We start from the raw sequence: 25,752 nt of genomic DNA, 5'->3' as shown, positions 1-25,752 counted from the left end.
GGCTGTGTTTCGGCACGCTGTTGAGTTCTCAAAGAACACGCGCTCACCGCAGTCACGTCAGCTTTTCGGCTGATTACTTCCGGGGCTTGTGTTGCTGAAGCTTATTTGGTTCTGCTCGCCGGTGTCAAATCGGCCTCTAGGAGGCTTTCTCTCTCCGGCTTGTGCCCCGCTCGTTCCGGTTTTGATTTCCGGCCCGTTCCGCGCTGGCAGAGAGAACATTACACAAGCCCGTTTCGATCTCCAAATCGGGGGGTCCCAGTGGCCGCGAAACGTGCGACCACCAGGACAAATGCCCGGCTCAGGGTGCGGAGACCCCGACATCCGCCGGCGTCAGCGGCCTCCGGGAGGCCGACGCGCTGTACTCGTCGGCGCCCACATCGGGCTTGCCGACACGGGACTGCGGATCGAAATCGCGCGTCACGTACGAGTACGTCCCCGCGGAGCTCTCGATCGCCGGGCTCCCGGACGCGAGGCGCAACAGACCGTGCGCGTCGCGCACCAGCTTCGGGTCGACCGAGCGGTAGCCGGTGGAGATGCCGGCGGTTCCTCCCCACACGATGTTGCCCTCGTACTTGACCGTCGAACCGCTCATCATGTCGATGAGCTTCGACGACGAGCCCTTGATGACGTTGTTCGCGAGCACGCAGTCCTTAGGTGCGTAAGTACCGGTGTCGCTGTCGACCACGGCGCCTGTGCCGATCAGGGTGTTGAAGGCGACGGTCACGCGGTCCGGGCGGTCGTGTTCCTTGGAGGTCGGGCCGCTGTCGGTCTCCGAACCCTTGCCGAACACGATCGCGCGGTCGCCGCTGTTCTCCACGTAGTTGTTGAACACCTTGTGGTCGTTTCCGTGGAACCGGATGCCACTGCCGAACAGCAGGTTGCCTTCAACCGTGGAGCGGTTGCCGTGACGCAGCACGAGGTAGCCCTTGCTGTCCCGGATCGTGTTGAAGCGGATCGTGTTGTCCGAGGACTTCACCGAGATGGCTTCGGGATCGCCGTTCGCCTTCTCGAACAGGTTGTTCTCGACGACGGCGTTGGCGGACAGCTGCTGCTTGTAGCTGAGGCCGACCCGGATCGACTCGCCGCCGTTCAGGCCGCTGTAGCTGTGGTTGTAGAAGTAGTTGTGGTGCACCTTCGTCCGTTGGGCGATCTTGCCGTCCGGACCGGTGATCTGCAGGTACACGCCCTCGTTGGTGCGGTTCGAGAAGGTGTTGTGGTCGACCTCTACGTCGTCCGCGCTCACCGTGAGAGAGTCACCGGCTTTGTCGCCGTCGAAGGTGGTGCGGGTGATACGACTCCCGGCCGCCTCGGCCGGCACCACCAGAGAGCTCGTGCCGGAGAAGACGAAGCCTTCGACGGTCACGCCGCGGACTGCGCCGAACTCGAAGCCACCGGCGTTGAACACGGCGCGACCGGTGTGCGTGGCCGCTATGGTGATCCTCGACTTGGTGATCTTGATCCGCTTGTCGGCGCGGTGCACGCCGTCCGTGAGCACGATGCGCTGGCCGGACCTGGCCTTGTTGATCGCGGCTTGCAGGGCCGCGACGTTCGGCACGCTCACCACCGCGGCGTCCGCGGGCGTCTGAACTAACGAAGACAGCAGGGCAGCCGCACCTACGACGGCTAGTGATCGGATCATTTGCCAACTCCTGTGGTGGCACTTCTGCGGCGGTGGGCCGAAAGTACTGAGGAGTTCCTGCGGACGGGGCAGTTCGGCAGACGCCGCTTGCCTCGTCCTGCAGGGATGGATCCGATGTCTGCCCTCAGGGGCTACGGCGCCGTGGGACCGACGTCCGCCTTGGTCAGCGCCTTGCGCAGCGCCGACGAGCTGTACTCGTCCGCACCGACGTCGGCCTTGCCGGAGCGTTCCTGGGGGTCGAAATCGCGCGTCACGTAGGAGTAGGTGCCCACCGACGCGTCGATAGCGGGACTACCGGAGGAAAGGCGGAACAGTCCGTTGGAGTCCTTCACGAGTTTCGGGTCCACGGACTTGTAACCGCCCGCCGGCATGCTGCCGCCGGTGCCGCCCCAGATGACGTTGCCCTCGTACTTCACGATCGAACCGCTGCGCATCGAGACGACACCACCGGACGAGCCCTTGATGATGTTGTTCGCGAGCACGCAGTCCTTCGGCTTGAAGTTGCCGCCGTCGCTGTCGACGACCGCGCCGGTGCCGATGAGCGTGTTGAAGGCGACCGTCACGCGGTCCGGCCGGTCGTGTTCCTTGGAGGTCGGGCCGCTGTCCGCCTCGCTGCCGGAACCGAACACCATCGCGCGGTCGCGGGTGTTCTCCACGTAGTTGTTGTAGATCTTGTGGTCGTTGCCGTGGAACCGGATGCCGCTGTTGAACAGCAGGTTGCCCTCGACCGTGGACCGGTTGCCGTGGCGCAGGACGAGGTAGCCCCGGCTGTCGCGGATCGTGTTGTAGCGGATGGTGTTGTCCGAGGACTTGACGGAGATGGCCTCGGAGTCGCCGTCCGCCTTCTCGAAGAGGTTGTACTCGACGATCGCGTTCGCGGACTTCGACTGCTTGTGGCTGTAGCCGAGCCGGATCGACTCGCCGCCGTTCGCACCCTTGAACTGGTGGTTGTAGAAGTAGTTGTGGTGGATGTGCGACCGCTTGGCGATGTCGCTGCCGGGGCCGGTGATCTGCAGGTACACACCCTCGCTGGTGCGGTTGGAGAACGTGTTGTGGTCGACCTCGACGTCGTCCGCGCTCACGCTCAGCGAGGCGCCGCTCTTGTTGCCGTTGTAGGTGTTGCGCGTGATGCGGGTGGCCTGCGCTTCGGCCGGCACGTCCAGCGAGCTCGTGCCGTCGAAGACGAAGCCCTCGATGGTCACGTGCTGGACGTTGCCGAGCTGGAAGCCACCGCTGGTGAACACCGTGCCGCCGACGGTCTGGGCGGCGATGGTGATGCCGGACTTCGTGATCTTGATCGGCTGGTCGGCCAGGTGCACGCCGTCGGCGAGCACGAGGCGTTGACCGGGCCGGGCGGTGTCGATCGCGGCCTGGAGGGAGGACACGGTCGAGACGCCGACGACAGCCGCGTACGCAGGGACTCCGACGAAGGATGACAGCAGGGCGACCGCGCCGACTGCAGCCAGTGATCGGATCATTCGCCAACTCCATTGGTGGTCGTCGGCGGCGGTAGACGTAAGTTACCGCAAGATCCCTGCAGGTGGACTAGTTCGATACAAACCAAGGGCCGTATCGAGCGACGACAGGCGATCCAGTTGTCCGATGTCTGCGAGCGGGAACCACTGGGCGAGGTCCGTCGTGCCGCCCACCTCGTTGCGCAGCTCGCCACCCACGATCCGCACCTCGTACATGATCCTCAACGCGTGGTAGTCGCGGTCCGGCTCCTCGCGGAACTCCGAGTCGATGCCGAGCAACCGGACCACCTCGACGTGGTAGCCGGTCTCCTCCTCGAACTCCCGGATCACCGCGTCGTACGGGTGTTCGCCGTGGTCGAGCCCACCTCCGGGAAGGATCCACTGCCTGCCCTCCCGCGCGATGAAGCGCGCGAGCAGGATCTCGTCGTTTTCGTTGATGCACACCCCGTACGCGGCCACACGCTGCTTCTTCGCCCTCATGCGGATCAGCCTAGCTGGCGATCATGCTATAAAAGTGATATCACTTAGCTAGTACTTCGACAGGGGGTTCGGATGAGCGCGATCGACACGAAGGTGCACATGCCGGCGCCTGCTGTGCGTGAGAAGCACGCATGGGAGCTGCCCGGTCTGCCGATGTTCTTCGCAGGACTGGTGGTGTACGCGGTGGGCGTGTGGGTGCTGGTCAAGGGCGTCATGGACGCCGCGGACGCAGGCCGGGACCCGTCACCCGGGATCCTGATCGCGGGCGTGCTGGTGCTGTTCGCGGCGTCGCTGATCATGAAGGGGCTGTTCACGGTCGCGCCCGGTGAGGCGCGCGTGCTGCAGTTCCTCGGCCGTTACGTGGGCACGGTGCGCACGGACGGTCTGCGGTGGGCGAACCCGTTCACCACGCGGGAGAAGATCTCGACCCGGATCCGCAACCACGAGACGCAGACCTTGAAGGTCAACGACGCGGACGGCAACCCGATCGAGATCGCCGCCGTCGTCGTGTGGCACGTGGAGGACACTGCGCGCGCACGGTTCGAGGTCGACGACTTCGTGCGGTTCGTGGGCATCCAGACGGAGACCGCGGTACGGCACATCGCGACGAGCTACCCGTACGACAGCCACGAGGAAGCCGGGCTTTCGTTGCGGGAGAACGCCGACGAGATCACCGAGACGCTGGCGATCGAAATTTCGGCACGGGTGCAGGCCGCGGGTGTGAAGGTGATCGAGTCGCGGCTCACGCACCTCGCGTACGCGCCGGAGATCGCCCAGGCCATGTTGCAGCGGCAGCAGGCTTCGGCGGTCGTGGCGGCGCGGACCCGGATCGTCGAGGGCGCCGTCGGCATGGTCGAGCTCGCGTTGCAGCGGCTCTCCGAGCAGAACGTCGTCGAGCTCGACGAGGAACGCAAGGCGGCGATGGTGTCGAACCTGCTCGTCGTCCTGTGCGGTGACCGTTCCACGCAGCCCGTGGTGAACGCCGGTTCGCTCTACACCTGATGGCTGAGCGGAAGAGCGTTCTGCTCAGGCTCGATCCGGCCGTGCACGACGCGTTGAGCAGGTGGGCGAACGACGAGCTGCGCAGCACCAACGCGCAGATCGAGTTCCTGCTGCGGCGTGCGCTGGCGGAGGCGGGCCGGCTGCCGGGCGAGGCGAAGAAGATGCCTCGCCGCGGCAGGCCCCCGAAGAACCCGGACGCCGACTAGAGCTCTGGTCGTGCGTGCAGGTCACGGGCGCGGAACAGCACCGCGTGCTCGACGCCCATGGCCTGCCCGCCCATCTCGGCGATCTTCGGGATGAAGTCCGCGGGGGCGGGGTGGCCGGGGATCGCGGCCAGGTACGCGGCGTGTGCTTCGAGCGAGGCCACGCCGCGCCGCAGCGGTTCCCCCGTCACGTCGACGCCGTGGGTCGGGCCGCCGAACCCCGGGACCAGGTACCAGCGCGGGGAGTGCGGTTCGAGGCCCTCGTCGACCTGCTCCGGGAAGATCCACCGGTTGCCCGCGTCCCTGATCGCGTCGAGGGTCGCGAGCCCGGCCGCGCGGTGGTCGGCCTGCTCGAAGCCGTGCGGGGTGTCGACGTCGAAGTTGCTGCCGAGCACGACGTCGGGCTTGAACCGGCGGATCTCGCGGCAGATGTCCCGGCGCAGGTCGAGGCCGTAGACGAGGACGCCGTCCGGGTGGTCGAGGACGGTCAGCTGCTCGACGCCGACCGCGGCGCAGGCGGCCTGTTGTTCGGCGAGTCTCAGACGTGCGGTCTCTTCCGGAGGGTTCGGCATGCCGGCTTCGCCGCGGGTGAGCAGGAGGTAGCCGACCTCGATGCCGCTCGCGGTCCAGCGGGCGACGGCGGAGGACAGGCCGTACTCCATGTCGTCGGGGTGCGCGACGACGCAGAGCACGCGCTGGAACTCTTCTGGGAGCGCGGGCAGTGTCATGCGCGCATCATTCCCTGTTTCAGCGCAGGCGGCTGAACAGGCGTTTCACCAGCATGAAACCGCTCTCACGGAGTTCCTCCGTTCGGAGGTGTTCTCGTCCGACTCCCCCACGCGATCGTGTGCGGCGGGCGCACGGGAACGTGGAGGAGTCTTGTCTTTGTTTTCCCGCAAGCGCACCGGGCTCGGTGTGCTGAGCGTTGCTGTGGTGATCGCGTCGCTGACACCGGCCGGTGGTCTGGCGGCGGGCAAGGAGATCTACCTGGACGCTCGGGCGTCGTCGGAGCGCCGGGTCGAGGACCTGCTCCGGAGAATGACGCTCGAGGAGAAGATCGGGCAGATGGTGCAGATCCGCGTGGGCAAGCTGCGCGGTGACTGCAACAACGCCAACGGGCCGTTGGTGGACACGTGTCTGAAGGCGGTGCTCTCCGACGCGCACACGGGCTCGATCCTGTCCGGTGGTGGTGACGCGCCGGTCGACAACACGCCGCGCGCGTGGGCCGAGATGAACAACGCGATCCAGCGCTATGCGTTGGAGCACAACCGGTTGAAGATCCCGGTCATCTACGGCGCGGACGGCGTGCACGGGCACAACAACGTCATCTCCGCGACGATGTTCCCGCACCAGATCGGGCTCGGCGCGACGTGGGACCCCGCGTTGTCGGAGCAGATCGGTGTGTCCGCGTCCAAGGCGTTGCGGTCGACGGGCGTGTTCTGGAACTTCGCGCCGGTGTCGGACATCGCGCGCGACACTCGGTGGGGCCGCTACTACGAGACCTACAGCGAGGACTCGTTCCTCGCTGGGCAGATGGCAGCGGCGAACGTGCGCGGGCAGCAGTCGCATGTGGACGACACGGCTCAGCTGACCGCGACCGCGAAGCACTTCGCGGGCTACTCGGCGCCGGAGAACGGCCACGACCGCTCGCCCGCGCAGATTCCGATCCGTCAGCTGCAGGACGTGGTGCTGCCGTCGTTCCAGGCGCAGTTCGACGCGGGTGTGCGCACAGTGATGATCAACTCCGGGTCCATCAACGGGGTGCCGGTGCACGCGTCGAAGTACATGCTGCAGAAGCAGCTGCGTGAGCGCATGGGCTTCAAGGGCGTCGCGGTGTCGGACTGGCAGGACATGAAGTACCTGGTGGACCGGCACAAGGTCGCGCCGGACTACAAGACGGCGATCGCGATGAGCGTCAACGCCGGGGTGGACATGGCGATGGAGCCGTCGAACGCGGCCGAGTTCACGTCGTTGCTGCTGGCGAACGTGCGTGACGGGTCGGTGTCGCGCGGGCGGATCGACCAGGCGGTGCGGCGGGTTTTGAAGCTCAAGTTCGATCTGGGGCTGTTCGAGAAGCCTTACGTGGATGCCTCGAAGGCCGATGCCAACGTGGTGAACGCTGATCGAGACCTGGCTCGTCGTGCTGCCGCCGAGGGCGCGGTGCTGCTGAAGAACGACGGTGTGCTGCCGTTGTCGGCTGCCGCGAAGAAGATCGTGGTGACCGGTGAGACCGCCGATGACGTGCGCCGTCAGCTCGGTGGCTGGACCGTCGAGTGGCAGGGCGTGCCGGACGACTCGCCGTTGCCGCCGACCGCGACCGTGCTGACCGGTATTCGCGAGGCCGCTCCTGGTGCGTCCGTTGTGCACGCTGCCACGCCCGCGGCTGCTGTTTCCGAGGCAGCCGGTGCGGACGCGGTCGTCGTCGTCCTGGGTGAGAAGCCCGGTGCGGAGGGTCCTGCCGACACGGAGAACCCCGTGCTGACGGCCGAGCAGCAGGCGTGGGTCGACTCGGTGCAGGCGACCGGCAAGCCCGTCGTCGTGGTGCTGCTGACGGCTCGTCCGCAGGTTCTCGGTGGTGCGGCCGACGCGAACGCGCTGGTCGCGGGCTGGTTGCCGGGCAGCGAGGGCGGCCGCGGGATCGCCGACGTGCTGTTCGGCGCGGTGAACCCGAGCGGCAGGTTGTCGGTGTCGTGGCCCAAGGCTCTGGGCGACCCGACTTTGACCTACGACCAGCTGCCTGGCGCGAACACGTCGGCTGGGGCCAAGTACGACGCGCTGTACCCGTTCGGGCACGGGCTCTCGTACACGTCGTTCACCACTTCGGGTACTTCGGTGGCGGTTGATCGTTCGAACGGCGTGGTGAAGTTCACGGTGGCGAACACCGGTGGGCGTGCGGGCACGGTCGTGGTGCCGGTCTACGTGCGTCAGCCCGCCTCGCCGGTGTTGACGCCGGACGCTCGTCTGGTGGGCTTCACGCGCGTGGAACTCGGTGCGGGACAGTCGAAGCAGGTCGAGGTGTCGTTCAAGCTCTCGCAGCTGGCCCTGACCGTGGGCGATGTGGACGGCGACGGGCGGCGTGAGGTCGCACGTGGTGGTTACGAGGCCGTGGTGGGTGCGGAGAAGGCCGCGTTCACGGTGCGCTGAGCTGGCCTGATATCCTTCGTCGTCGTGAACGCGCGGCGCTCCGCCGTGGAGGAGAGCCAGCTCAGGCTGGTGCCGACCAAGCGCGTCACGAACTCCGGTTTCGACAAGAAGGGTGATGTCGCATGGCGAACATCAAGTCCCAGCTCAAGCGGATCAAGACCAACGAGAAGGCTCGCCTTCGCAACAAGTCGGTCAAGTCGTCCCTGAAGACGGCCATCCGCAAGTTCCGCGAGGCTGCCGAGGCCGGTGACAAGGCGAAGGCCCTGGAGCTGCTGCAGGACGCGTCCCGCAAGCTCGACAAGGCCGCCACCAAGGGCGTCATCCACGCCAACCAGGCCGCCAACAAGAAGTCGGCGATGGCTCTGCGCGCGAACTCCCTCGAGGGCTGATTTCGCGCTTCAGGCTCTCGCAAGAGCTTCAGAAGGGGTTCCACTTCCTGCGGGAAGTGGAACCCTTTCGCTTTCTCCGTGGTTGCCCGACGTCGCGGGTGACAGCGTTCGAGCATGAAGCTGCCCGTCCTCGGCGAGACGATCGCGTACATGCGCAGCCCCGTGGACTGGGCGCGCGACCGCTACGACAGGTTCGGCCCGGTGTCCTCCGTGCCGATGTTCGGCGTGCGGATGACTCTCGCGCTCGGCCCGGACGCCACCGAGGAAGTGCTGCTCAACCGCAACAAGGCCTTCTCCAACGGTGGCGGCTGGGAGAGGTTCGTCGGGCCGTTCTTCCACCGCGGCCTGCTGCTGCTCGACTTCGACGAGCACCTGCACCACCGGCGGATCATGCAGCAGGCGTTCCTGCCCGCACGCCTGTCGGCCTATCGCGCGCGGATGCTCCCGGCGATCCCCCGCGAGCTGGCGTCGTGGCCGGTCAACGCGCAGTTCCAGGTGTACCCGGCGGTGCGCGAGATGGTCTTCAACCTGACGTCCGAGGTGCTCACCGGCTCGGGGCTCGGCGCGGAGGCCGACGAGGTGAACCGGCTGTTCGAGGCGTGTCTGCGCGCCTCGACGGGACTCGTGCGCTTCCCCGTGCCCGGCCTGAGCTGGTCTCGCGGGCTGACGGCCCGGCGGCACCTGGAGACGATCTTCGGCGCGTGGGTGGCGTCGCGGCGCGCTTCGGGCGGACCTGCCGACAACGTGCTCAGCATGCTCTGCGAGGCCGCGACCGACGACGGCGCCAGCTTCACCGCGACCGACGTGGTCAACCACATGATCCTGTTGCTGCTGGCCGCGCGGGACACGTCGACGATCGCGCTCTCGACGATGATCTACTACCTCGGCAGGAACCCTTCTTGGCAGCAGCGGTGTCGTGAGGACGGTGCCGCGGTGGAGCTGGTGCGCAAGGAGGTGCTGCGGCTCGCCCCGCCGTTGCCGCACCTGGTCCGGCGCGTGGTGCGGCCGACGTCCGTGCTGGGGCATCCGCTCGCCGTGGGCACGTACGTCCAGACCATCCCCCAGTTCAACCACCACATGCACGAGCTGTGGACGAACCCGATGGCGTTCGACCCGTTGCGGTTCAGCTCGGAGCGGGCTGAGGACAAGGTGCACCGGTACGCCTGGATCCCGTTCGGCGGCGGTGTGCACAAGTGCATCGGGATGCACTTCGCGGGCATGGTCGTCGACGCCGTGATGCAGCAACTGCTGGAGCGCTTCGAGTGGTCCGTCGAGGCCGGCTACGAGATGCCGTGGAACCGCCGCGGTCTGCCCTTTCCGGCGGATGGACTGCCAGTGCGGTTGACCAGCAGGCATAGGAGCCAAGGAATCGCTTCCGCGCATTGAGTTCGTGGAGCTGCACGACCTCGACCGCACGCCGGCTCGGGCGGACCGATGCCGTTGATCCAGCGCCGGCTGCACCGCGAGGGTGTGTACACCCAGGTCACGCTGAGAATGTCCCTGCGTTCCAACGGGTTCAGGCCACGAACGGGCGAGCGCTTCCCGAATGTTGCGCGGTGGACTACGAGCCGTCGTCCGTCGACGCCACGGACTGCTCCCTTGAGGGCACGCGGACGATCTACGGCGCCTTCCACCACTTCCCGCCTGCTCTGGCCACGCGGATGCTCCAGAACGCCGTCGACACCCGGCAGCCGGTGGTCGTCGTCGACACCAAACGGTCGTTCGTGTACCCGCTGCTGTTCCCGTTCCTGACGACGCTGATGGTGCTGATCTCCGCGCCGTTCCAGCGCAATCCGCTCCCCCGCTACCTGCTGCGGCTGGTGCTGACCTGTCTGGTGCCGGTGCTGCCTTTCATGATGTTCTTCGGCAGCGTCGTGTCGTTCCTGCGCATGTACGGGCGCGCGGAACTGCGGCGGATGGTCGACGGCCTCTCCGGCACCGAAACGTTCACCTGGAAGATCGGTGTCGTGCCGGGCCTCACGGGCGCCCAGCACCTGATCGGGGTGCCGCGGTGACTCAGCGGCGGCCGTGCGACGCGACGATCTTGAGCACCGCGCGTTCGAGCGCGTAGTCGGCGTCTGCCGCCACACCCTTCACGTCGGCGTTGAGCCCCGCGACCACCTGCATCGCGTCGGCGAGACCGGTCTGGTCCCAGCCGCGGGCCTGGGCCTGTGCCTTCTTGATCTTCCACGGCGGCATGCCGAGCGGGCCGGCCAGGCTGAACGGGTCGGCCCGGCCCACCGCGGACACGCGCGCGACCGTGCGCACCGCGTCGGCCAGCGCGTCCGCGACCAGCACGTGCGGCACACCGAGTTGCATGGCCCAGCGCAACGCCTCCATCGCGCCCGCCCGGTCACCGGTCACGGCCTTCTCGGCGACCGCGAACCCGGTCACTTCGGCCTTGCCCTGGTGGTAGCGGCGGATCTCGTCGACCGTCACCTTGCCGTCGGTGTCGGAGACGAGCTGGGACGCCGCCGCCGCGAGCTCGCGCAGGTTCGTGCCCACGGCGTCGATGAGCGTGGCGACGGCCTCGGCGTCGATCTTGCCGCCCGCCTGCCGCACCTCGTTGCGCACGAACGACTCCCGCTCAGCGGGCTTGGTGATCTTGGCGCACTCGGTGACCGCGGCACCGGCCTTCTTCAGCTGTCCTGGCAGGTCCTTGGCCGCCTTGCTACGACCACCGCCCGTGTGCAGGACGACGAGCGTGACCCCGTCCGCGGGCGCCTTGATGTAGGAGAGCACCGTGTCGGCGACCTCCTTGCCGATGTCCTGCGCGTTCTGCAGGACGATCACGCGCCCCTCCGCGAACAGCGACGGGCTGACCAGCTCAGCCAGCTCCGGAGGCGTGAGATCAGTCACCTGCACACGGGTCAGATCGGCGGTCGGATCGACCGTGCGTGCGGCCTCGAGAGCCGCCCGAACAGCACGTTCGACCAGCAGCTCCTCCTCGCCGACGACGAGGTGCAGTGACTCCGGTGCGCTCACGCTCCGCATCCTCCCACGTCCCGGATCGTGGACGTCTGTGGCTGAGCAACGGACTGGTGCCGTAGCTTGGGAGCCACAACTGAACACCGCTCATCCAGAGGGGCAGAGGGACCGGCCCGAAGAAGCCCCGGCAACCGGCGTCAGCGCAGTGCACCAGTGCACGCGCAGACGATCACGGTGCCAATTCCGACCCGTTCGATTTCGCGGGAAAGATGAGGAGATACCTCGCGATGACTGCTGTCTCCGTGCCCACGGGCACCAAGTTCGACCTCGGCCCCGCCCGCGCACTGCTGTGCCGGGAATGCGGGAATGAAACCCCTCTCGCTCCTGAGTACGCCTGTCTGGAGTGTTTCGGGCCGCTGGAAGTGGCCTACGACTTCGGCAAGATCCGGCGCGAGGACATCGAAGCCGGCCCCAGGTCGATCTGGCGCTACCGCGGCCTTCTCCCCGTTCCGTCCACTGTGGAACAGCACCCGAACACCGACCCCGGCGGCACCCGCCTGGTCGAGGCCCACAACCTCGCCAAGGCCCTGGGCGTCCGCAAGGTCTGGGTGAAGGACGACACCGGCAACCCCACCCACTCCTTCAAGGACCGCGTGGTCGGCGTGGCACTCGCCGCCGCCCGCGAGCTCGGCTTCAAGGTCCTGGCCTGCCCGTCGACCGGCAACCTGGCGAACGCCGTCGCCGCGGCCGCCGCCCGCGCGGGCTGGCAGTCCGTGGTTCTCGTGCCCTCCAATCTCGAGCGTGCCAAGATCCTGATGAGCGCCGTCTACGAGGGCGCCCTGATCGCCGTCGACGGCAACTACGACGACGTGAACCGCCTGGCCCAGGAACTCGCCGCGGAGCACGAGGACTGGGCGTTCGTGAACGTCAACGTCCGCCCGTACTACGCGGAGGGCTCGAAGACCCTCGGCTACGAGGTCGCCGAACAGCTCGGCTGGCGCCTGCCCGACCAGATCGTCGTGCCCATCGCCTCAGGCTCACAGCTCACCAAGGTCGACAAGGCCTTCCGCGAGCTCGGCCAGCTCGACCTGGTCGAAGCCACCCCGTACCGCGTGTTCGGCGCCCAGGCCACCGGCTGCTCGCCTGTGTCCGCCGCGTACAAGGAAGGCCACGACGTCATCCGCCCGGTCCGCCCGGACACGATCGCCCGCTCGCTGGCGATCGGCGCCCCGGCCGACGGCCCGTACGTGCTCGACGCGGTGCGCCGCACCAACGGCGCCATCGAGGACGTGACCGACGAAGAGGTCGTCGAGGGCATCAAGCTCCTCGCCCGCACCGAGGGCATCTTCGCCGAGACCGCCGGCGGCGTGACCGTGGCGACGGCGAAGAAGCTGATCGAGGCGGGCCAGCTCGACCCGGACGCCGAGACCGTGCTGCTGATCACCGGCGACGGTCTGAAGACCCTCGACGCACTCGGCGACACGATCGGCCCGCGCGCGACGGTGCCGCCGTCGGCCGAGGCCGTCATCAAGGCGCTGGCCTAGTCACCTCCTTCCTGAGCCTCATCCCGGTCCGGGGACGCCGCGTGCGTCCCCGGACCGCGTTGTGTCAGAGGGAAATCGCCTCGGTCTGCAGCCAGCCCGTGCGCGGGAACCGTTGCAGGACTTCCATCGTGTGCGGCCCGACCGGCTCCACCTCCGCTCGCCAGGCCACAACCTGTTGCGGCCACGGGGCTTCCGCCTTCAGCACGTTGTAGTGGTAGTCGTGCCAGTCGTGTGGCGCGATCCGCATGCCGTCGTCGAACACGTGCTCCGAGACGAGGTCGTACGCCTCCTCCGGCTTGGCCGCCTTGGTGGGCGGCAGCACGTGCGTGGTCGTCGCCCGGTAGGTGAGGGCGCGGGTGCCGTCGTCGAGTGTTTCGCAGATGTAGTAACCGAAATCGGGTTTCAGCTCGTCATGCGGCCATGGCGCCGCCGTGTAGTTCGTCTGCCACAACGCCCACGCGAGGCCGGGCGTGCCGCCGGGGATCGGGTAGCGCGCGTTGTAGAGCCTGATCCAGACCATCTTCTTCTCCTTCTCACTGTTCGGTTTCCCGGCAACACGGCCAGGTCGCCGTCCTTGTCCGTGCGCAACACCACCGCGCCACCTGCCCGCAGCAGGTCGAGCACGTGCTCGCTGGGGTGGCCGTAGCGGTTGCCCGTGCCCACGCTCACCAGCGCGATCCGTGGTTGTGCGGCCTTGAGGAACGCGGGCAGCGAGTACCGCGAACCGTGGTGCGGCACCTTGAGCACGTCGGCCCGCAGGTCCCGATCTCCCAGCAAGGCCGACTGGCCCGCCAGCTCGACGTCACCGGTGAGCAGCACGCGGCCTGCTCGTGTGATCGCCCTGAGCACGAGCGAGTAGTCGTTGACCGTCGTGTTCGTGTCGTCCGCTGTCGGCGGCCGTCTTGGCCCGAGCACCTCCACTTCCAGTCCTGGCCAGGCGAACCGTTCGCCAGCCTTGGGTTCCACGACCCGCACGCCGTGGCCGCGGGCCTGCTTGGTGATCTCTTTCCACGCCCAGTCGGGCTCCTTGAGCGGACCGACCGCGATAGCCCCCACCGCACGCCCGGTGAGCACCGCGGGCAGGCCCTGCACGTGGTCCGCGTGCAGGTGGGTCAGCACGAGGAGCGGAATCCTCTTGATTCCCAACGTCTTCAGGCACCGGTCGACCGCACCGGGATCGGGCCCGGTGTCCACCACGACCGCTCGGTCGGCCTCGTCGGTCGCCAGCACGAGCGCGTCGCCCTGGCCCACGTCGCACGCGACGACCTTCCAGTCGTCCGGTGGCCAAGCCGGTGCCACGACCTGCATCGGCACCAGCACGACGAACCCGCCGACCAGCACCGCGACGACCAACGTCCGCGTCTTCTTGAACCGCAGCAACAACACCACCGCGGCCAGAACTCCGGTCAGCGCGAACGCTCCGAGCCAGCCCTGCGGCCAGCCGACCGACGCACCGGGCACGGTCGCCGCCTGCCGTGCGACCTGGATCAGCCAGGTCACTGCCGGTCCCGCGATGTGCACGACCAGTTCGGCGCCCGGCCGGTACAGGGATGCGACAGCTGCCGCCACCACACCCAGGACTGTTGCCGGTGCGACCACCGGCCCTGCGACCAGGTTGGCGACGATCGCCACCAGGCTCACCTGACCGGAGAGGCCGACGACCAGCGGAGCCGTCGCCAGGCTTGCGGCCGTGGGCACGACGATCGCCTCGGCCAGGCCGTTCGGCACGCCGCGTTCCTTCAGCGCTCTCGACCACTTCGGCGCCACCAGGACCAACGCCGTCGTCGCCACGACGGACAGCGCGAACCCCGGATCACCGCCGAGTGCCGGATCGACGAGCACCAGGACGATCACGGCGGCCGCGATGCTCGGCAACGTGGACCGCGTTCGCCCCAGCACCAACGCCAGCAGCGTCACCGCGCCCATCACCGCCGCCCGCAGCACGCTCGGCTCCGGACCGGCCAGCACCACGAACCCCACGAGCGCCGCCATCGCGGCCGCTGCCGCAGTTCGCGGTCCGGCCCTGAGCCGCGTGGCCAGCAGGTAGACCGCGCCGCACACGATGGCCAGGTTGGCGCCGCTCACAGCCAGCAGATGGGAGAGGCCGGCAGTGCGGAACTCGTCGACGATGCGCGGCACCATGTGGTCGGTGTCGCCCACCACCAACGCCGGCAGGAGCCCGGCTTCCTCGTCATCGAGGACCGCGCTTGCATCACGCAGGCCGTCGCGGAGGTGGTCCGCCCAGCGCTGCCACGCCGGCGCCGGCCGCGGATCGATCGGCGGGCCGCGAACCCTCAGCAGTGCCGACGTCAGGTCGCCACCCCGAGGCGGAGCCAGCGTGCCTTTGGCCGTGACCTCCTGGCCTGGCAACAGATCCCGCCACTGGTCGGCCGGAGCCAGCAGGACCAGGCGGGCACCGTTGGCGGTCGCGGTGATGACCACGTGGTCGATGCCCGCCTGGTGACCGCCGAAGCCCGCGGCCCGGATGCCTTTGGGCCTGGTGGTGAGTTCCGCGGTGACCGTGGTGGAACGGCCTTCGTCGGCGACCAGGCGAAGTGGGTGGGTCTCGGCTCGGAAGACGTTGCCGCCCACCCAGGCCGCGGCTACCGGACCGGAGATCAGGAGGGCGATCGCACACGTTCTTGTCCACCAAGCCCTGCGCCAGGCGGCCAGGCCGATCGTTCCCGCCACCAGTCCGGTGAGGACAGCCGCCTGCCAACTCAGGAAGAGGCCGGCGACGGCGGTCATCCACACCGCCGCGGCCGCTGGGACCAGGCGGTAGTCGTGGGTTATCTGGTGTTTGCGGACCACCGGTGCCTCCGTTGTGCGGTGGGAGGCCTCGGGTCACCGCTTGGACTGCCTTGGCGCGGCAGAGGAGGCCCAGGTCTCGCCGAAAAATGAAGTGCGGTGGCGTGTGGGCTGACCAGCGGCCGGGCTCCCGGTTGGTGCCAGGTGAGGTCGACGGGGCTCGGACGTTGCGGACCCCTGCCCTGGGCGTTGGGGCGGCTGGACGCAGTGGGTTGGGGCGTGGTGTGGCGAGTGATGCGGACAGATCGCATGACGTGACTCCAGGTGTGCGCTGAGGCAGAAGGCGCGGCAGGCCAAGTACAGGACTGGCGGGTGCAGGACCGGCCAGGCGCGGGACGGCCGGATGCGGGACTGGCTGGGTGATGGCCGCTGCGCAGAAGCGGGAAGACGGTTCGAAGCCGAGACCAGGCGGGTGGCGTGAGCGAGTTGGGGCGAAGGCAGCAGGGGCGAGCGGGCTGCCGTGGAGTGAGTTAGTGCCGGGAAGCTGGGGTAATGCGACTGGGTTGAGCAGAGGCAGCGAGGCCGAGACCGGGCCTGCCGGTGGAAGACGGATTGGGGTGGGACGGGCGGGCGCTGGCTAAACGGTGTCCGCCGCGCACAGGCGACAGGACGGCTTCGGGGGTGCGAGCGAGCTCGGCGGCGGCAGGGAGGCCTGGGCCGGGGCTGCTGGCGGGAGCGGGCCGGGCGGAGGGGGTGGGTAGGCGGGCAGCAGGCGGTGGATCGCGGTGGCCAGCGGGCGGCGAGGGCGGCGGCGCTTCCGGGCACCGGTGGCGTGGAGCGGGAAGGCGAGAACGATCGGGCTGCTCGGGTGGTTGTGGTCGGCCTGGAGTGAAGAGGCGTGCGTTAGCTGGTGGAGTTGGGCCTTGGCGCGGAGGTAGAGGGCCGCGGCCGTGGAGGCGAGGGTCATGTGTGGACCAGGTCGGCCAGTTTGGCGAGCTTGGAGTCGCCAATGCCTTCGACGTCGCGGAGTTGGTCGACCGAGGCGAACGGGCCCTTGCGCGTGCGGTGGTCGACGATGCGTTGAGCCGTCACGGGGCCCACGCCGGGCAGGGAGTCCAGTTCGGACGCGGTGGCCGAGTTCAGGTCCAGTTTGGCCGGGGCTGCGGCGGCCGCACCGGCTGGAGGCGGGATGCCCACGGCTATCTGCTCGCCGTCGGTCAGCTTGCGAGCCAGGTTCAGGTTGTGCAGGTCGGCGCCCGGTTTCAGGCCTCCGGCCAGGCGGATGGCGTCGGCCACGCGAGCGCCTGAGGTCACTGTCACGAGGCCCGGGGTGGCGACCTCGCCGACCACGTTCACGACCAGTTCAGGAGCCGGGGCCGTGGTGCTCACCAGCGCCACGTCGGGCGCCTGTTCCGCCGCCGGGCTCCGCCACCAGCTGCCCAGGCCGATCACCGTGCAGGCGACGGCGATGCCCAGGGCCAGCAGGCCTCGGCGCGGGAGACGGGGCAGGCGGAAGCGGCGGCGGGGTGTGCCGTGCTCGTCCGAGTCTTCTGAGCGGGAGTGGACCAGGGTCGGGTCGGCGCGGACCTTCTCGGCCAGGGCGGCCAGGCGTTCGCTCGCGCTGTCGGCAGGGTGGGGGCGGGGGAGCATGGGGGTGACGCTACGGAGTGGGGTGGGTGGGGAGACCGGGGTGAGCGCGGGGCTGTGGATTACTCGCGGGTTGTGGACAGGTCGCGATCACTCGGGGCTGGAGAGCGGGGAATTGTCGGGGGTGTGTGGGAGGATGTCGGGTCCTCCCGGCAGCACCACCACGCCCAGCACACCTGGGCCCGTGTGAGCGCCGATCACCGCGCCGACCTCCGAGATGACGCAGCCGGTCGAGCCCGGCAGCCGTTCGTCGAGGCGAGTGGCCAGCTCAGCGGCCCTTTCGGGAGCGGCGAGGTGGTGCACGGCCAAGCCGACCGGACCGTCGCCCGCCGCGGCCGCCGCCAGATCGACCAGGCGGCTCACCGCCCGGCTCATCGTGCGGACCTTCTCCAGCGGCACGATCCGGCCGTCGTCCATGTGCAGCAACGGCTTCACGGCCAGCGCGGTCCCCACCAGAGCCGCCGCCGTCCCGATCCGGCCACCCCGGCGCAGGTGCTCCAACGTTTCCAAGCAGAAGAACATCCGGGTCTGGGCAGCGGCAGACGACGCCGCCTCTTCCACCTCGGCGTGCGAACACCCGTCAGCAACGGCCGCACATGCGCGCAAAACAGAAAACCCGAGCCCCATCCCGGTCGAACGCGAGTCCACGACGCGAATCCGCGAAGGACCGACCTCCTCCGCAGCCAGCCGTGCGGCCTCCCACGTCCCGGACAGTTCACGAGAGAGATGCACCGACACAACAGCGTCAGCAGAAGACAAGACGTCCCGGTACACGTCCGCCATTTCGCCCGGCGTCGGACGAGACGTGGTCACCCGGCGGTGCTCGGCCAGCGCACCGGCGAGCTCGAAAGGACCGAAGTCGACGCCGTCGAGACGTCCGACCCCGTCGACCGCCACGTGCAGCGGCACCACGGTGATCGAATGGCGCTTCGCGAACCCCTCGGGCAGGTATGCCGTGGAGTCGGTGACGATGGTGATGCGCACGAGCGACGAGCCTACGGGGCTCACTCCTCCGAGGGACTCAACGCCACGGCCGAGATCAAGCCTTGGCCGAGATCAGGGCCGCCATGGCTTTGCCCACCAGCTCGTGCCCTTCGAAGCCCCAGTGCATCCCGTCCGGATTTCCGGCCCCGGACCGCACGTGCTCCCCGATCACCGAAGGCAGATCGAGCAACGGCACTCCAGCACGTGAGCCCCATCCGCGCACAGCCGCGACCGCAGCCGCGTGTCCCTGGTGCGCGTTCGCATACGTAGCCGCCCGATGCACCGACGGCACGATCCCGAACGCCGGCATCGTGTACTGGAGATTGCGGACCGACTGCAACATGTCCCGCAGATACCGCGCGGTCAGCGCAGGAGGCAGCGACGCGCGCGCGTAGGGCGCCAACAGCGGTTGAGCAGCCGCGTAACGCGCGCGCACCCACCGCCGCAACCAGTCAGGCCGCACATAACGCAGCCCCTCACGCAGATACGTGGGCAACGGCGAGGGCAACGTGTCCATGCTCCCCACGGCGAACACCAGCACGTCCGTGGAAGGCAGCAACGACCAGATCCGCGGGTCCCCCGTCAACGCCCACCAGGCGTCCCGGGCCGTCCACCCGAACCCGGCCGCCAGCTCCGCGGTTCCCCCCAGCGAAGCAGCGCAGATGTTGTGCCACAGCTGCGGATGATCAGCGGGTAACGCCCCGGAAGGCCCGAAGAACGACAGCGAGTCGCCGAGGACGAGCAGCCTCAACGCGTGGTGCCCGCGTTGTACGACGTCAGCCGCCACCGGTCGTTGCGCCGCGTGAACACGGTCCAGTGGCAGTTCGAGATGCCGCCGAGCTGCGACCACGTCTGCACCGGCAGATCGAGCAACCGCCCGGTCAGCGCGCTGATCAGACCCCCGTGCGCACACAACATGGCCGTACCGGAGAACTCCGCGTCCACCTCCCGCACGACCTGGATGGCCCGCTCGGCGACCTCGACGCGCGACTCCCCGTCCGGCGGGGTGTAGGTGGGGTCGGTGCGCCAGATGGTGACCTGACCAGGCCACTCCTGCTCCACCTCTGCCAGGTTCAGCCCCTGCCACTTGCCCAGGTGCGTCTCGCGCAGCCGCTCGTCGATCCGCAGCGGAACGTCAGCCGATGTGGTGAAAACCCGGGCCGTGTCGCGCGCGCGTTGCAGGTCGGAGGCGACCACGAGCTCCGGTTCGAACCCGGCGAGCACCGGCACGGCGAACCGGGCCTGGTTCAAGCCGGTCTCGGTGAGCGCCGAGTCCAGATGACCCTGCAGACGACCTGTCGCGTTGTAGTCGGTCTCACCGTGCCGCCACAGCACGAGCCGGCTCAGGGCCATCAGCTACCTCATTCAGCCGTGGACTCGGCGGGGACGTCCGCTTCGAACTCGATCCGCGGGCAGTCCTTCCAGAGCCGCTCCAGGCCGTAGAAGCTGCGCTCCTCGACGTGCTGCACGTGCACCACGACGTCGACGAAGTCCAGCAGCACCCACCGGCCCTCGCGAGCCCCTTCGCGGCGCACCGGCTTCGTACCGGCCTCCCGCAGCTTCTCCTCGATGTTGTCGACGATCGCGCCGACCTGCCGCTCGTTCGGAGCGGACGCGATCACGAACACGTCCGTGATCACGAGCTGGTCGGAGACGTCGAGCACCGTCACGTCGTGCGCCTTCTTGTCGGCCGCTGCGTTCGCCGCGACCAGCGCCAGCCGTCGTGCCTCGTCGGTGGCTGCCACGTCACTCCTCTGACTTCCGGCGAGCGTCGATACGCCCACACGAGTTACTGAGAGTACCGGCGACCGCCAACCGTTACGTCACACGCGGGCATGAGGAAGGCCACCCCAGCGCCCTGGAGTGGCCTTCACCTGCGCCGAAGCTTAGAGCGGGCGGACCTGCTGGGCCTGCGGCCCCTTCTGGCCCTGACCGACCTCGAACTCGACCTTCTGGTTCTCCTCGAGCGAGCGGAACCCCTTGGACTGGATCTCCGAGTAGTGCACGAAGACGTCAGCCGAGCCGTCGTCGGGGGCGATGAAGCCGAACCCCTTCTCGGCGTTGAACCACTTCACGGTGCCTGTAGCCAAAGTCTTGCCTTCCACGAACCAGCAACAACCCGCTGATTGTTGCTCCCCGCGCGCTCGGATGCACGCAAAATCCACCCGAAGGTGGTCACGACTCGGAGTACAAGCCTGTTTTCGCGATGTACTGGACCACACCGTCCGGGACCAAATACCAGACCGGCTGGCCCGAGGCAGTCCTTGCGCGACAGCCGGTGGACGAGATCGCCATGGCCGGGACCTCGATCAACGACACTGCTCCCGGCGGTAGGTGACGGTCGTTCAGCGTGTAACCCGGACGAGTGACCCCGATGAAGTGGGCCAGATCGAACGCGTCGGCGGCGCGCTTCCACGACAGGATCTGCTCCAGCGCGTCGGCACCAGTGATGAAGAACAGGTCGGCGTCCGGGTACTGCTTCTTCAGATCCGTGAGGGTGTCGACGGTGTACGTGGGGCCGTCGCGGTCGATGTCCACGCGACTGACCGAGAACCGGGGGTTCGACGCCGTGGCGATGACCGTCATCAGGTAGCGGTCCTCAGCCGGTGAGACCTCGCGCGACGCCTTCTGCCAGGGCTGACCCGTCGGCACGAAGATCACGCGGTCCAGGTCGAACTTGGACTGCACCTCGCTCGCGGCCACGAGGTGGCCGTGGTGGATCGGGTCGAACGTGCCACCCATGACGCCGATGCGCATCCGGAAAGCGTAGACGGGCGCCGGACCGCTCCCGTGATCCGGCGCCCGTCGTGCTGATCACACCGAACGGCCCTGGGGGAGGACGGGCCGTGCGGGTCGCGGCCCACCCCGAAGCAGAGCCGCGCAATGGAGGAACGCGCGCGGGCGCGTCCCCTTACGCGGTTGCGCCAAGATTTTTCGCTACCAGGCCACCACGAGCTTCACCGGGCCTCTGACCAGCGAACCCTTGCGGAACTCGACGGGTTCGGCGAGCCGCAGGCCGGGCATCCGGCGCAGCAACGTGCCCAGCGCCACCTGCAGCTCCATCCGCGCGAGCTGCGCGCCCAGGCAGAAGTGGATGCCGTGCCCGAACTGCAGGTGCTGGCCGACCTCGCGCGCCAGGTCCAGCTCGTCGCTCTTCGGGTACACCGACTCGTCGCGGTTCGCCGACGACACGACCACCAGCACGGCGTCGCCTTCCTGCACGAGCGCGTTGCCGACCTGGACGTCCTCGGTCGCGATGCGCGTGAAGCCGGCCCCACTGCCCAATGGGATGAACCTCAGCAGCTCCTCGATGGCGTTCGGGAGCGTGTCCTCGTTGAGGCTCTTCATCGCGTCGGGGTGCTCGATCAGCGTCACAACGCTGTTGGCGAGCATGTTCGCCGTCGTCTCGTGGCCGGCGACGAGGAGGGTGATGCCGAACCGGACCAGCTCGTCCTCACTCAGCCGGTCCTCGTTGTCACGGGCGGCGACGAGCGCGCTGATCAGGTCGTCGGCAGGCTCCGCGCGGCGCTTGGCGACGAGGTCGGTGAAGTAGGCGTGCAGCTTCAGCACGCCGTCCATCGCCTCTTCCGGCGTGTAGCTGCCGACCGTGGACAGCGCCTGGTTCGACCAGAGGCGGAAGTCGGCGCGGTCCTCGAACGGCACGCCGAGCAGCTCGCAGATGACCGTGATCGGGAATGGCATCGAGAAGCCCTCGACGAGGTCGCCGGGGTTGTCCAGACGGTCGAGCAGATCGTCGACGATCCGCTGCGCGCGTGGACGCAGCTCCTCGATCCGTCGCACCGTGAACGCCTTCGACACGAGGCGACGCATGCGCGCGTGGTCCGGGCCGTCGGTCGTGAGGATCGAGCCGCCAGGCGCGATGAGGGGCTGCATCCTCGGCACGTCCTGCCCGACCGTTCGCGCTCGGCTGAACCTCGGGTCGCCCAGGACGAACTTCGTCTCTTCGTAGGACGTGACGAGCCAGCCCTCGCCGCCGTACGGATACGTCACGCGCGTGACGGGCTCTTCACGCCGTAGACGTTCATAGGTCGGATCGAGGACCAGCGCGTCAGTCTCGGAGAACGGGTAGGTGGGAGCCATGTCTCCCAACGTAGGACTACGCCTTGGGGCGCGTGTGGCCTTCGCCCCAGACGACCCATTTCGAGGACGTCAGCTCGGAAAGGCCCATCGGACCGCGGGCGTGCAGCTTCTGCGTGGAGATGCCGATCTCCGCGCCCATGCCGAACTCCGCGCCGTCCGTGAAGGCCGTGGAGGCGTTGACGAACACCGCAGCCGCGTCCACCCGCGTCGTGAACTTCCGTGCTGCCGCAACGTCATTCGTGACGATGGCCTCGCTGTGGCCGGAGCCGTACGTCGCGATGTGCCGCACCGCGTCGTCCAGCGAGTCGACGACCTTCGCCGCGATGTCGAGGCTGAGGTACTCGGTGCCCCAGTCGTCGTCCGTCGCCTCCAGGACGTCGGCCTGCTGGGCGAACGCGGCGTCGCCGTGGATGATCACGCTCTCCTGCTGCAGCGCCTTGGTGATGCGCGGGACGAACTCGTGCGCGACGTCCTTGTGCACCAGAAGAGATTCCGCCGCGTTGCACACGCTCGTGCGCCGCGTCTTGGCGTTGAGGACGATCGCCTCGGCCATGTCGAGGTCCGCGTACTTGTCGACGTAGACGTGGCAGTTGCCGACGCCGGTCTCGATCGTGGGAACCGTGGCCTGCTGGACGACCGCGTTGATCAAACCCGCGCCACCACGGGGAATCACCAGGTCGACAAGGCCGCGCGCGGTGATGAGGTGGGTGACGGACGCGCGGTCGTGGCACGGTAGGAGCTGCACCGAGTCGGCCGGCAGGTTCACGCTTTCGAGTGCATCGCGCAGGACCGCGACGAGCTTGGTGTTGGAGTTCTCGGCGGTCGAGGAACCCCGCAGCAGCGCGGCGTTCCCGGACTTCAGCGCGAGACCGGCGGCGTCGACCGTGACGTTCGGGCGGCCCTCGTAGACCATGCCGACGACGCCCATCGGGACGCGGACCTGCTTGAGCTCCAAGCCGTTCGGGAGGATGCCGCCACGCAGCACCTCACCTACCGGATCGGCTTGTCCCGCAACGGTTTCGAGGCCAACCGCGACGGCTTCGACGCGGGACTCGTTGAGCGTGAGGCGGTCCAGGATGTTGTCCGGCAGCCCCGCTGCCTTGCCCGCTTCGAGGTCCTTCTGGTTGGCCTCGATGATCTCCGGCGCACGCTCGCGGAGAGCGGCGGCCATCGCGTGCAGCGCGGTGTCCTTGCGCTCACGCGTGGCGAGGACGAGTTCGTCGGCGGCGACGCGGGCGCGGCGGGCTGCGGCGTGCACCTGGTCGCGCAGGTCATCAGTCACGACACACAGCTTACGACCTGCGACAATCACAATTGTCAGACCGGCCTGGCAAGCTTGCGCCTCATGGACGACATCGCGTTGCGGGAGCTGGCCGAAGAACGGCTGCGGGCACTGGCGGACCCGGAGGCGGTGCTGCGCGAGGACCAGTGGACGGCGATCCACACCCTCGTGGCTCAGCGCCGCAGAGCTCTCGTCGTCCAGCGCACCGGCTGGGGCAAGTCGGCCGTGTACTTCATCGCGACGGCGTTGCTGCGACAGCTCGGTGAGGGCCCGACTGTCATCGTCTCGCCACTGCTCGCGTTGATGCGCAACCAGATCGACGCGGCGGCACGGGCCGGTGTGCACGCGGTGTCGATCAACTCGGCGAATACCGGCGAGTGGGACGCCGTGCAGGAGCAGGTGGCGGCCGGCGAGGTCGACGTGCTCCTGGTGAGTCCGGAACGGCTGAACAACCCCGACTTCCGGGACGCCGTGCTGCCTTCGCTCACCGCGTCCGCGGGCATGCTCGTGGTCGACGAGGCGCACTGCATCTCGGACTGGGGCCACGACTTCCGGCCGGACTACCGCAGACTGCGGACGTTGCTGACGGAGCTGCCGCCGGGCGTGCCGGTGCTGGCGACGACGGCGACGGCCAACAACCGGGTGGTCCACGACGTCACCGAGCAGCTGGGGCTCGGTGCCGACGAGGGCACGCTGGTCCTGCGCGGTCCTCTCGACCGCGACAGCCTGCGTCTGTCGGTCGCGCTGCTGCCCACCGCGGAGTCACGCCTCGGGTGGCTCGCGGAGCAGCTCGACCGGCTGCCGGGCTCCGGCATCATCTACACGCTCACGGTCGCGGCGGCGGACGACATCGCCGCGTTCCTCTCCTCACGCGGTTTCACGGTCGCGGCGTACTCGGGCAAGACCGAGCCCGCCGAACGCGAACGCGCCGAGGAGGACCTGCTGAACAACCGGGTCAAGGCGCTAGTCGCCACCTCGGCGCTCGGGATGGGGTTCGACAAGCCGGACCTGGGGTTCGTCGTGCACGTCGGCGCGCCCTCCTCCCCGATCGCGTACTACCAGCAGATCGGCCGGGCGGGCCGCGGTGTCGAACGCGCCGAGGTGATCCTCCTGCCGGGCCACGAGGACCGCGACATCTGGTCGTACTTCGCCTCGCTGGCCTTCCCGCCGGAGGTCGTGGTGCGCCAGGTGCTGTCCGCCCTGGACGGCGCGGGCAAACCGTTGTCGACGGCAGCGCTGGAGCCGATGGTCGAGCTGTCCCGCAGCAGGCTCGAAGTGGTGCTGAAGGTGCTGGACGTCGACGGCGCGGTCCGCCGGGTCCGCGGCGGCTGGGAATCCACCGGCCGCCCGTGGGAGTACGACGGCGAGCGGTACGCGCGCATCGCCGAGGCGCGCAAGGCGGAGCAGCAGGTGATGGTCGACTACCTGCGCACCACCACCTGCCGGATGAAGTTCCTGCAGGACCAGCTCGACGACCCGACCGCACACACCTGCGGCCGTTGCGACAACTGCACCGGCGAACGACTGTCGGTCGAGGTGTCGGAATCCGCGGCGGGCGCGGCTCGTGAACGCCTGCTGCGCCCCGGCCTGGACGTGGCACCGCGCAAGATGTGGCCAACCGGAATGGCCGCGATCGGCGTGTCCCTGTCCGGCAAGATCCCGCCGGCGGAGGTCGCCGCGACGGGCCGCGCGCTGGGCCGCCTCACCGACATCGGCTGGGGCACCAAGCTGCGCGACCTGCTCGCCGACGGCACCGACCGCGAGATCCCCGAGGACGTCTTCGCTGCCTGCGTGAAGGTGCTCTCGGCGTGGGGCTGGGACGACCGCCCGGTCGGCGTGGTGACCGTGGGTTCCCGCAGGCGCCCCGCGCTGGTCGGCAGTTTCGGCCAGCGCATCGCCTCGATCGGCCGCCTGCCGCTCCTGGGCACCGTCTGGCTCGGAGAGTCGACGCACCGGGCCAACAGCGCCCAACGTCTCGCCGGTCTCGTCCGGTCCGGCGAGACACCGGACGTGTCGGGTGTGGACGGTCCGGTGCTGCTGATCGACGACCACATCGACACCGGCTGGACGATGACGGTGGCCGCCCGGATGCTCAGGAAGGAGGGGGTGCCGGCGGTGTTGCCGTTCGCGCTGGCCGTCACGAACTGACCCCGGGTTGTCCCGGTCGTGGCTGGGCGGGAAACTCC

25 protein-coding genes and 1 riboswitch are annotated in these 25,752 nt (G+C 68.6%); of the genes, 8 read left to right on the top strand and 17 right to left on the bottom strand.

Annotated features, from left to right (window positions below; genetic code table 11):
* Positions 1 to 298 precede the first annotated feature (298 nt).
* The 3 genes from ABZX92_RS10075 to ABZX92_RS10065 form a co-directional block, all read right to left on the bottom strand.
* On the bottom strand, positions 299 to 1,639 hold the full coding sequence (locus ABZX92_RS10075) for a polysaccharide lyase 6 family protein (RefSeq protein WP_355556016.1): 1,341 nt from the start codon (positions 1,637 to 1,639) through the stop codon (positions 299 to 301).
* A 131-nt stretch (positions 1,640 to 1,770) separates the two neighbouring features.
* Complete coding sequence (locus ABZX92_RS10070) at positions 1,771 to 3,117, bottom strand: polysaccharide lyase 6 family protein (protein WP_355556013.1); 1,347 nt, start codon at positions 3,115 to 3,117, stop codon at positions 1,771 to 1,773.
* A 42-nt stretch (positions 3,118 to 3,159) separates the two neighbouring features.
* Positions 3,160 to 3,594 carry an NUDIX hydrolase gene (locus ABZX92_RS10065; RefSeq protein ID WP_355556011.1) on the bottom strand — a complete coding sequence of 145 codons (435 nt, stop codon included), beginning with the start codon at positions 3,592 to 3,594 and terminating at the stop codon, positions 3,160 to 3,162.
* 72 nt (positions 3,595 to 3,666) lie between these two features.
* On the opposite strand from ABZX92_RS10065, the gene ABZX92_RS10060 reads away from it, so the two are divergent.
* Positions 3,667 to 4,596, top strand: coding sequence for an SPFH domain-containing protein (locus tag ABZX92_RS10060; RefSeq protein WP_355556008.1), 930 nt, complete (start codon positions 3,667 to 3,669; stop codon positions 4,594 to 4,596).
* Positions 4,596 to 4,802, top strand: a complete 207-nt coding sequence (locus ABZX92_RS10055) for a hypothetical protein (RefSeq protein ID WP_355556006.1) — start codon at positions 4,596 to 4,598, stop codon at positions 4,800 to 4,802. The genes ABZX92_RS10060 and ABZX92_RS10055 overlap by 1 nt, the downstream gene beginning before the upstream one ends.
* On the opposite strand, the gene ABZX92_RS10050 is transcribed toward ABZX92_RS10055, so the two are convergent.
* On the bottom strand, positions 4,799 to 5,527 hold the full coding sequence (locus ABZX92_RS10050; RefSeq protein WP_355556003.1) for a PIG-L deacetylase family protein: 729 nt from the start codon (positions 5,525 to 5,527) through the stop codon (positions 4,799 to 4,801). The genes ABZX92_RS10055 and ABZX92_RS10050 overlap by 4 nt on opposite strands.
* A 151-nt stretch (positions 5,528 to 5,678) precedes the next feature.
* On the opposite strand from ABZX92_RS10050, the gene ABZX92_RS10045 reads away from it, so the two are divergent.
* From ABZX92_RS10045 to ABZX92_RS10030, 4 genes are all read left to right on the top strand, one after another.
* The gene (locus ABZX92_RS10045) at positions 5,679 to 7,943 is read left to right on the top strand and encodes a glycoside hydrolase family 3 N-terminal domain-containing protein (protein WP_355556000.1); all 2,265 of its coding nucleotides are present in this window, start codon (positions 5,679 to 5,681) and stop codon (positions 7,941 to 7,943) included.
* Positions 7,944 to 8,065: 122 nt separating this feature from the next.
* Positions 8,066 to 8,332, top strand: a complete 267-nt coding sequence (gene rpsT, locus ABZX92_RS10040; RefSeq protein WP_030479455.1) for a 30S ribosomal protein S20 — start codon at positions 8,066 to 8,068, stop codon at positions 8,330 to 8,332.
* Between the two features lie 114 nt (positions 8,333 to 8,446).
* Positions 8,447 to 9,718: a cytochrome P450 gene (locus ABZX92_RS10035; RefSeq protein ID WP_355555997.1), complete on the top strand. Its 1,272-nt coding sequence runs from the start codon at positions 8,447 to 8,449 to the stop codon at positions 9,716 to 9,718.
* 170 nt (positions 9,719 to 9,888) lie between these two features.
* Positions 9,889 to 10,347 carry a hypothetical protein gene (locus ABZX92_RS10030; RefSeq protein ID WP_355555994.1) on the top strand — a complete coding sequence of 153 codons (459 nt, stop codon included), beginning with the start codon at positions 9,889 to 9,891 and terminating at the stop codon, positions 10,345 to 10,347.
* A gap of 1 nt (position 10,348) precedes the next feature.
* Here the strand turns inward: ABZX92_RS10030 and holA are convergent, their stop codons facing one another.
* Positions 10,349 to 11,326, bottom strand: a complete 978-nt coding sequence (gene holA, locus ABZX92_RS10025; RefSeq protein WP_355555991.1) for a DNA polymerase III subunit delta — start codon at positions 11,324 to 11,326, stop codon at positions 10,349 to 10,351.
* Positions 11,327 to 11,404: 78 nt separating this feature from the next.
* Positions 11,405 to 11,536: riboswitch (SAM riboswitch) on the top strand.
* A gap of 11 nt (positions 11,537 to 11,547) precedes the next feature.
* On the opposite strand from holA, the gene thrC reads away from it, so the two are divergent.
* Complete coding sequence (gene thrC / locus ABZX92_RS10020; protein WP_355555989.1) at positions 11,548 to 12,804, top strand: threonine synthase; 1,257 nt, start codon at positions 11,548 to 11,550, stop codon at positions 12,802 to 12,804.
* A 64-nt stretch (positions 12,805 to 12,868) separates the two neighbouring features.
* Here the strand turns inward: thrC and ABZX92_RS10015 are convergent, their stop codons facing one another.
* The 12 genes from ABZX92_RS10015 to ABZX92_RS09960 form a co-directional block, all read right to left on the bottom strand.
* Positions 12,869 to 13,324, bottom strand: coding sequence for a hypothetical protein (locus tag ABZX92_RS10015; RefSeq protein WP_355555986.1), 456 nt, complete (start codon positions 13,322 to 13,324; stop codon positions 12,869 to 12,871).
* Positions 13,207 to 15,615 carry a ComEC/Rec2 family competence protein gene (locus tag ABZX92_RS10010; protein WP_355555983.1) on the bottom strand — a complete coding sequence of 803 codons (2,409 nt, stop codon included), beginning with the start codon at positions 15,613 to 15,615 and terminating at the stop codon, positions 13,207 to 13,209. Before ABZX92_RS10010 ends, ABZX92_RS10015 begins: the two co-directional genes overlap by 118 nt.
* 574 nt (positions 15,616 to 16,189) lie before the next feature.
* Positions 16,190 to 16,519 (bottom strand): hypothetical protein, encoded by a 330-nt coding sequence (locus tag ABZX92_RS10005; protein ID WP_355555980.1) that lies wholly within the window; start codon positions 16,517 to 16,519, stop codon positions 16,190 to 16,192.
* Positions 16,516 to 17,202: a ComEA family DNA-binding protein gene (locus ABZX92_RS10000; protein ID WP_355555977.1), complete on the bottom strand. Its 687-nt coding sequence runs from the start codon at positions 17,200 to 17,202 to the stop codon at positions 16,516 to 16,518. The genes ABZX92_RS10005 and ABZX92_RS10000 overlap by 4 nt, the downstream gene beginning before the upstream one ends.
* 87 nt (positions 17,203 to 17,289) lie before the next feature.
* A complete protein-coding gene (locus ABZX92_RS09995; protein WP_355555974.1) occupies positions 17,290 to 18,183 on the bottom strand; it encodes a DegV family protein in 894 nt (297 codons plus the stop codon).
* 55 nt (positions 18,184 to 18,238) lie between these two features.
* Positions 18,239 to 18,970: a diglucosylglycerate octanoyltransferase gene (gene octT / locus ABZX92_RS09990; protein WP_355555971.1), complete on the bottom strand. Its 732-nt coding sequence runs from the start codon at positions 18,968 to 18,970 to the stop codon at positions 18,239 to 18,241.
* Positions 18,931 to 19,536, bottom strand: coding sequence for a histidine phosphatase family protein (locus ABZX92_RS09985; RefSeq protein WP_355555968.1), 606 nt, complete (start codon positions 19,534 to 19,536; stop codon positions 18,931 to 18,933). Before ABZX92_RS09985 ends, octT begins: the two co-directional genes overlap by 40 nt.
* A gap of 8 nt (positions 19,537 to 19,544) precedes the next feature.
* The gene (gene rsfS, locus ABZX92_RS09980) at positions 19,545 to 19,928 is read right to left on the bottom strand and encodes a ribosome silencing factor (RefSeq protein WP_053735595.1); all 384 of its coding nucleotides are present in this window, start codon (positions 19,926 to 19,928) and stop codon (positions 19,545 to 19,547) included.
* Between the two features lie 141 nt (positions 19,929 to 20,069).
* Positions 20,070 to 20,273 (bottom strand): cold-shock protein, encoded by a 204-nt coding sequence (locus ABZX92_RS09975; protein ID WP_030468099.1) that lies wholly within the window; start codon positions 20,271 to 20,273, stop codon positions 20,070 to 20,072.
* Between the two features lie 85 nt (positions 20,274 to 20,358).
* Positions 20,359 to 20,940, bottom strand: a complete 582-nt coding sequence (gene nadD, locus ABZX92_RS09970) for a nicotinate-nucleotide adenylyltransferase (RefSeq protein WP_082115289.1) — start codon at positions 20,938 to 20,940, stop codon at positions 20,359 to 20,361.
* Between the two features lie 180 nt (positions 20,941 to 21,120).
* Positions 21,121 to 22,284 carry a cytochrome P450 gene (locus ABZX92_RS09965; protein ID WP_355555963.1) on the bottom strand — a complete coding sequence of 388 codons (1,164 nt, stop codon included), beginning with the start codon at positions 22,282 to 22,284 and terminating at the stop codon, positions 21,121 to 21,123.
* Positions 22,285 to 22,300: 16 nt separating this feature from the next.
* The gene (locus tag ABZX92_RS09960; protein ID WP_355555961.1) at positions 22,301 to 23,566 is read right to left on the bottom strand and encodes a glutamate-5-semialdehyde dehydrogenase; all 1,266 of its coding nucleotides are present in this window, start codon (positions 23,564 to 23,566) and stop codon (positions 22,301 to 22,303) included.
* A gap of 63 nt (positions 23,567 to 23,629) precedes the next feature.
* Here ABZX92_RS09960 and ABZX92_RS09955 point away from each other — a divergent pair, with 63 nt between their 5' ends.
* Positions 23,630 to 25,714, top strand: coding sequence for a RecQ family ATP-dependent DNA helicase (locus tag ABZX92_RS09955; RefSeq protein WP_355555959.1), 2,085 nt, complete (start codon positions 23,630 to 23,632; stop codon positions 25,712 to 25,714).
* Positions 25,715 to 25,752: the final 38 nt, after the last annotated feature.

The sequence above is a fragment of the Lentzea sp. NPDC006480 genome, assembly GCF_040611995.1.
In the GTDB taxonomy this organism is placed as follows: Bacteria; Actinomycetota; Actinomycetes; order Mycobacteriales; family Pseudonocardiaceae; genus Lentzea.
This window is presented reverse-complemented; position numbering and strand designations above follow the sequence as displayed.

Excerpts from the sequence above, each read along its gene's own strand:
- ABZX92_RS10075 (WP_355556016.1), bottom strand. The coding sequence starts at position 1,639 with ATGATCCGATCACTAGCCGTCGTAGGTGCGGCTGCCCTGCTGTCTTCG.
- ABZX92_RS10070 (WP_355556013.1), bottom strand. The coding sequence starts at position 3,117 with ATGATCCGATCACTGGCTGCAGTCGGCGCGGTCGCCCTGCTGTCATCC.
- ABZX92_RS10065 (WP_355556011.1), bottom strand. The coding sequence starts at position 3,594 with ATGAGGGCGAAGAAGCAGCGTGTGGCCGCGTACGGGGTGTGCATCAAC.
- ABZX92_RS10060 (WP_355556008.1), top strand. The coding sequence starts at position 3,667 with ATGAGCGCGATCGACACGAAGGTGCACATGCCGGCGCCTGCTGTGCGT.
- ABZX92_RS10055 (WP_355556006.1), top strand. The coding sequence starts at position 4,596 with ATGGCTGAGCGGAAGAGCGTTCTGCTCAGGCTCGATCCGGCCGTGCAC.
- ABZX92_RS10050 (WP_355556003.1), bottom strand. The coding sequence starts at position 5,527 with ATGACACTGCCCGCGCTCCCAGAAGAGTTCCAGCGCGTGCTCTGCGTC.
- rpsT (WP_030479455.1), top strand. The coding sequence starts at position 8,066 with ATGGCGAACATCAAGTCCCAGCTCAAGCGGATCAAGACCAACGAGAAG.
- ABZX92_RS10035 (WP_355555997.1), top strand. The coding sequence starts at position 8,447 with ATGAAGCTGCCCGTCCTCGGCGAGACGATCGCGTACATGCGCAGCCCC.
- holA (WP_355555991.1), bottom strand. The coding sequence starts at position 11,326 with ATGCGGAGCGTGAGCGCACCGGAGTCACTGCACCTCGTCGTCGGCGAG.
- thrC (WP_355555989.1), top strand. The coding sequence starts at position 11,548 with ATGACTGCTGTCTCCGTGCCCACGGGCACCAAGTTCGACCTCGGCCCC.
- ABZX92_RS10015 (WP_355555986.1), bottom strand. The coding sequence starts at position 13,324 with ATGGTCTGGATCAGGCTCTACAACGCGCGCTACCCGATCCCCGGCGGC.
- ABZX92_RS10005 (WP_355555980.1), bottom strand. The coding sequence starts at position 16,519 with ATGACCCTCGCCTCCACGGCCGCGGCCCTCTACCTCCGCGCCAAGGCC.
- ABZX92_RS10000 (WP_355555977.1), bottom strand. The coding sequence starts at position 17,202 with ATGCTCCCCCGCCCCCACCCTGCCGACAGCGCGAGCGAACGCCTGGCC.
- ABZX92_RS09985 (WP_355555968.1), bottom strand. The coding sequence starts at position 19,536 with ATGGCCCTGAGCCGGCTCGTGCTGTGGCGGCACGGTGAGACCGACTAC.
- nadD (WP_082115289.1), bottom strand. The coding sequence starts at position 20,940 with ATGCGCATCGGCGTCATGGGTGGCACGTTCGACCCGATCCACCACGGC.
- ABZX92_RS09965 (WP_355555963.1), bottom strand. The coding sequence starts at position 22,284 with ATGGCTCCCACCTACCCGTTCTCCGAGACTGACGCGCTGGTCCTCGAT.
- ABZX92_RS09955 (WP_355555959.1), top strand. The coding sequence starts at position 23,630 with ATGGACGACATCGCGTTGCGGGAGCTGGCCGAAGAACGGCTGCGGGCA.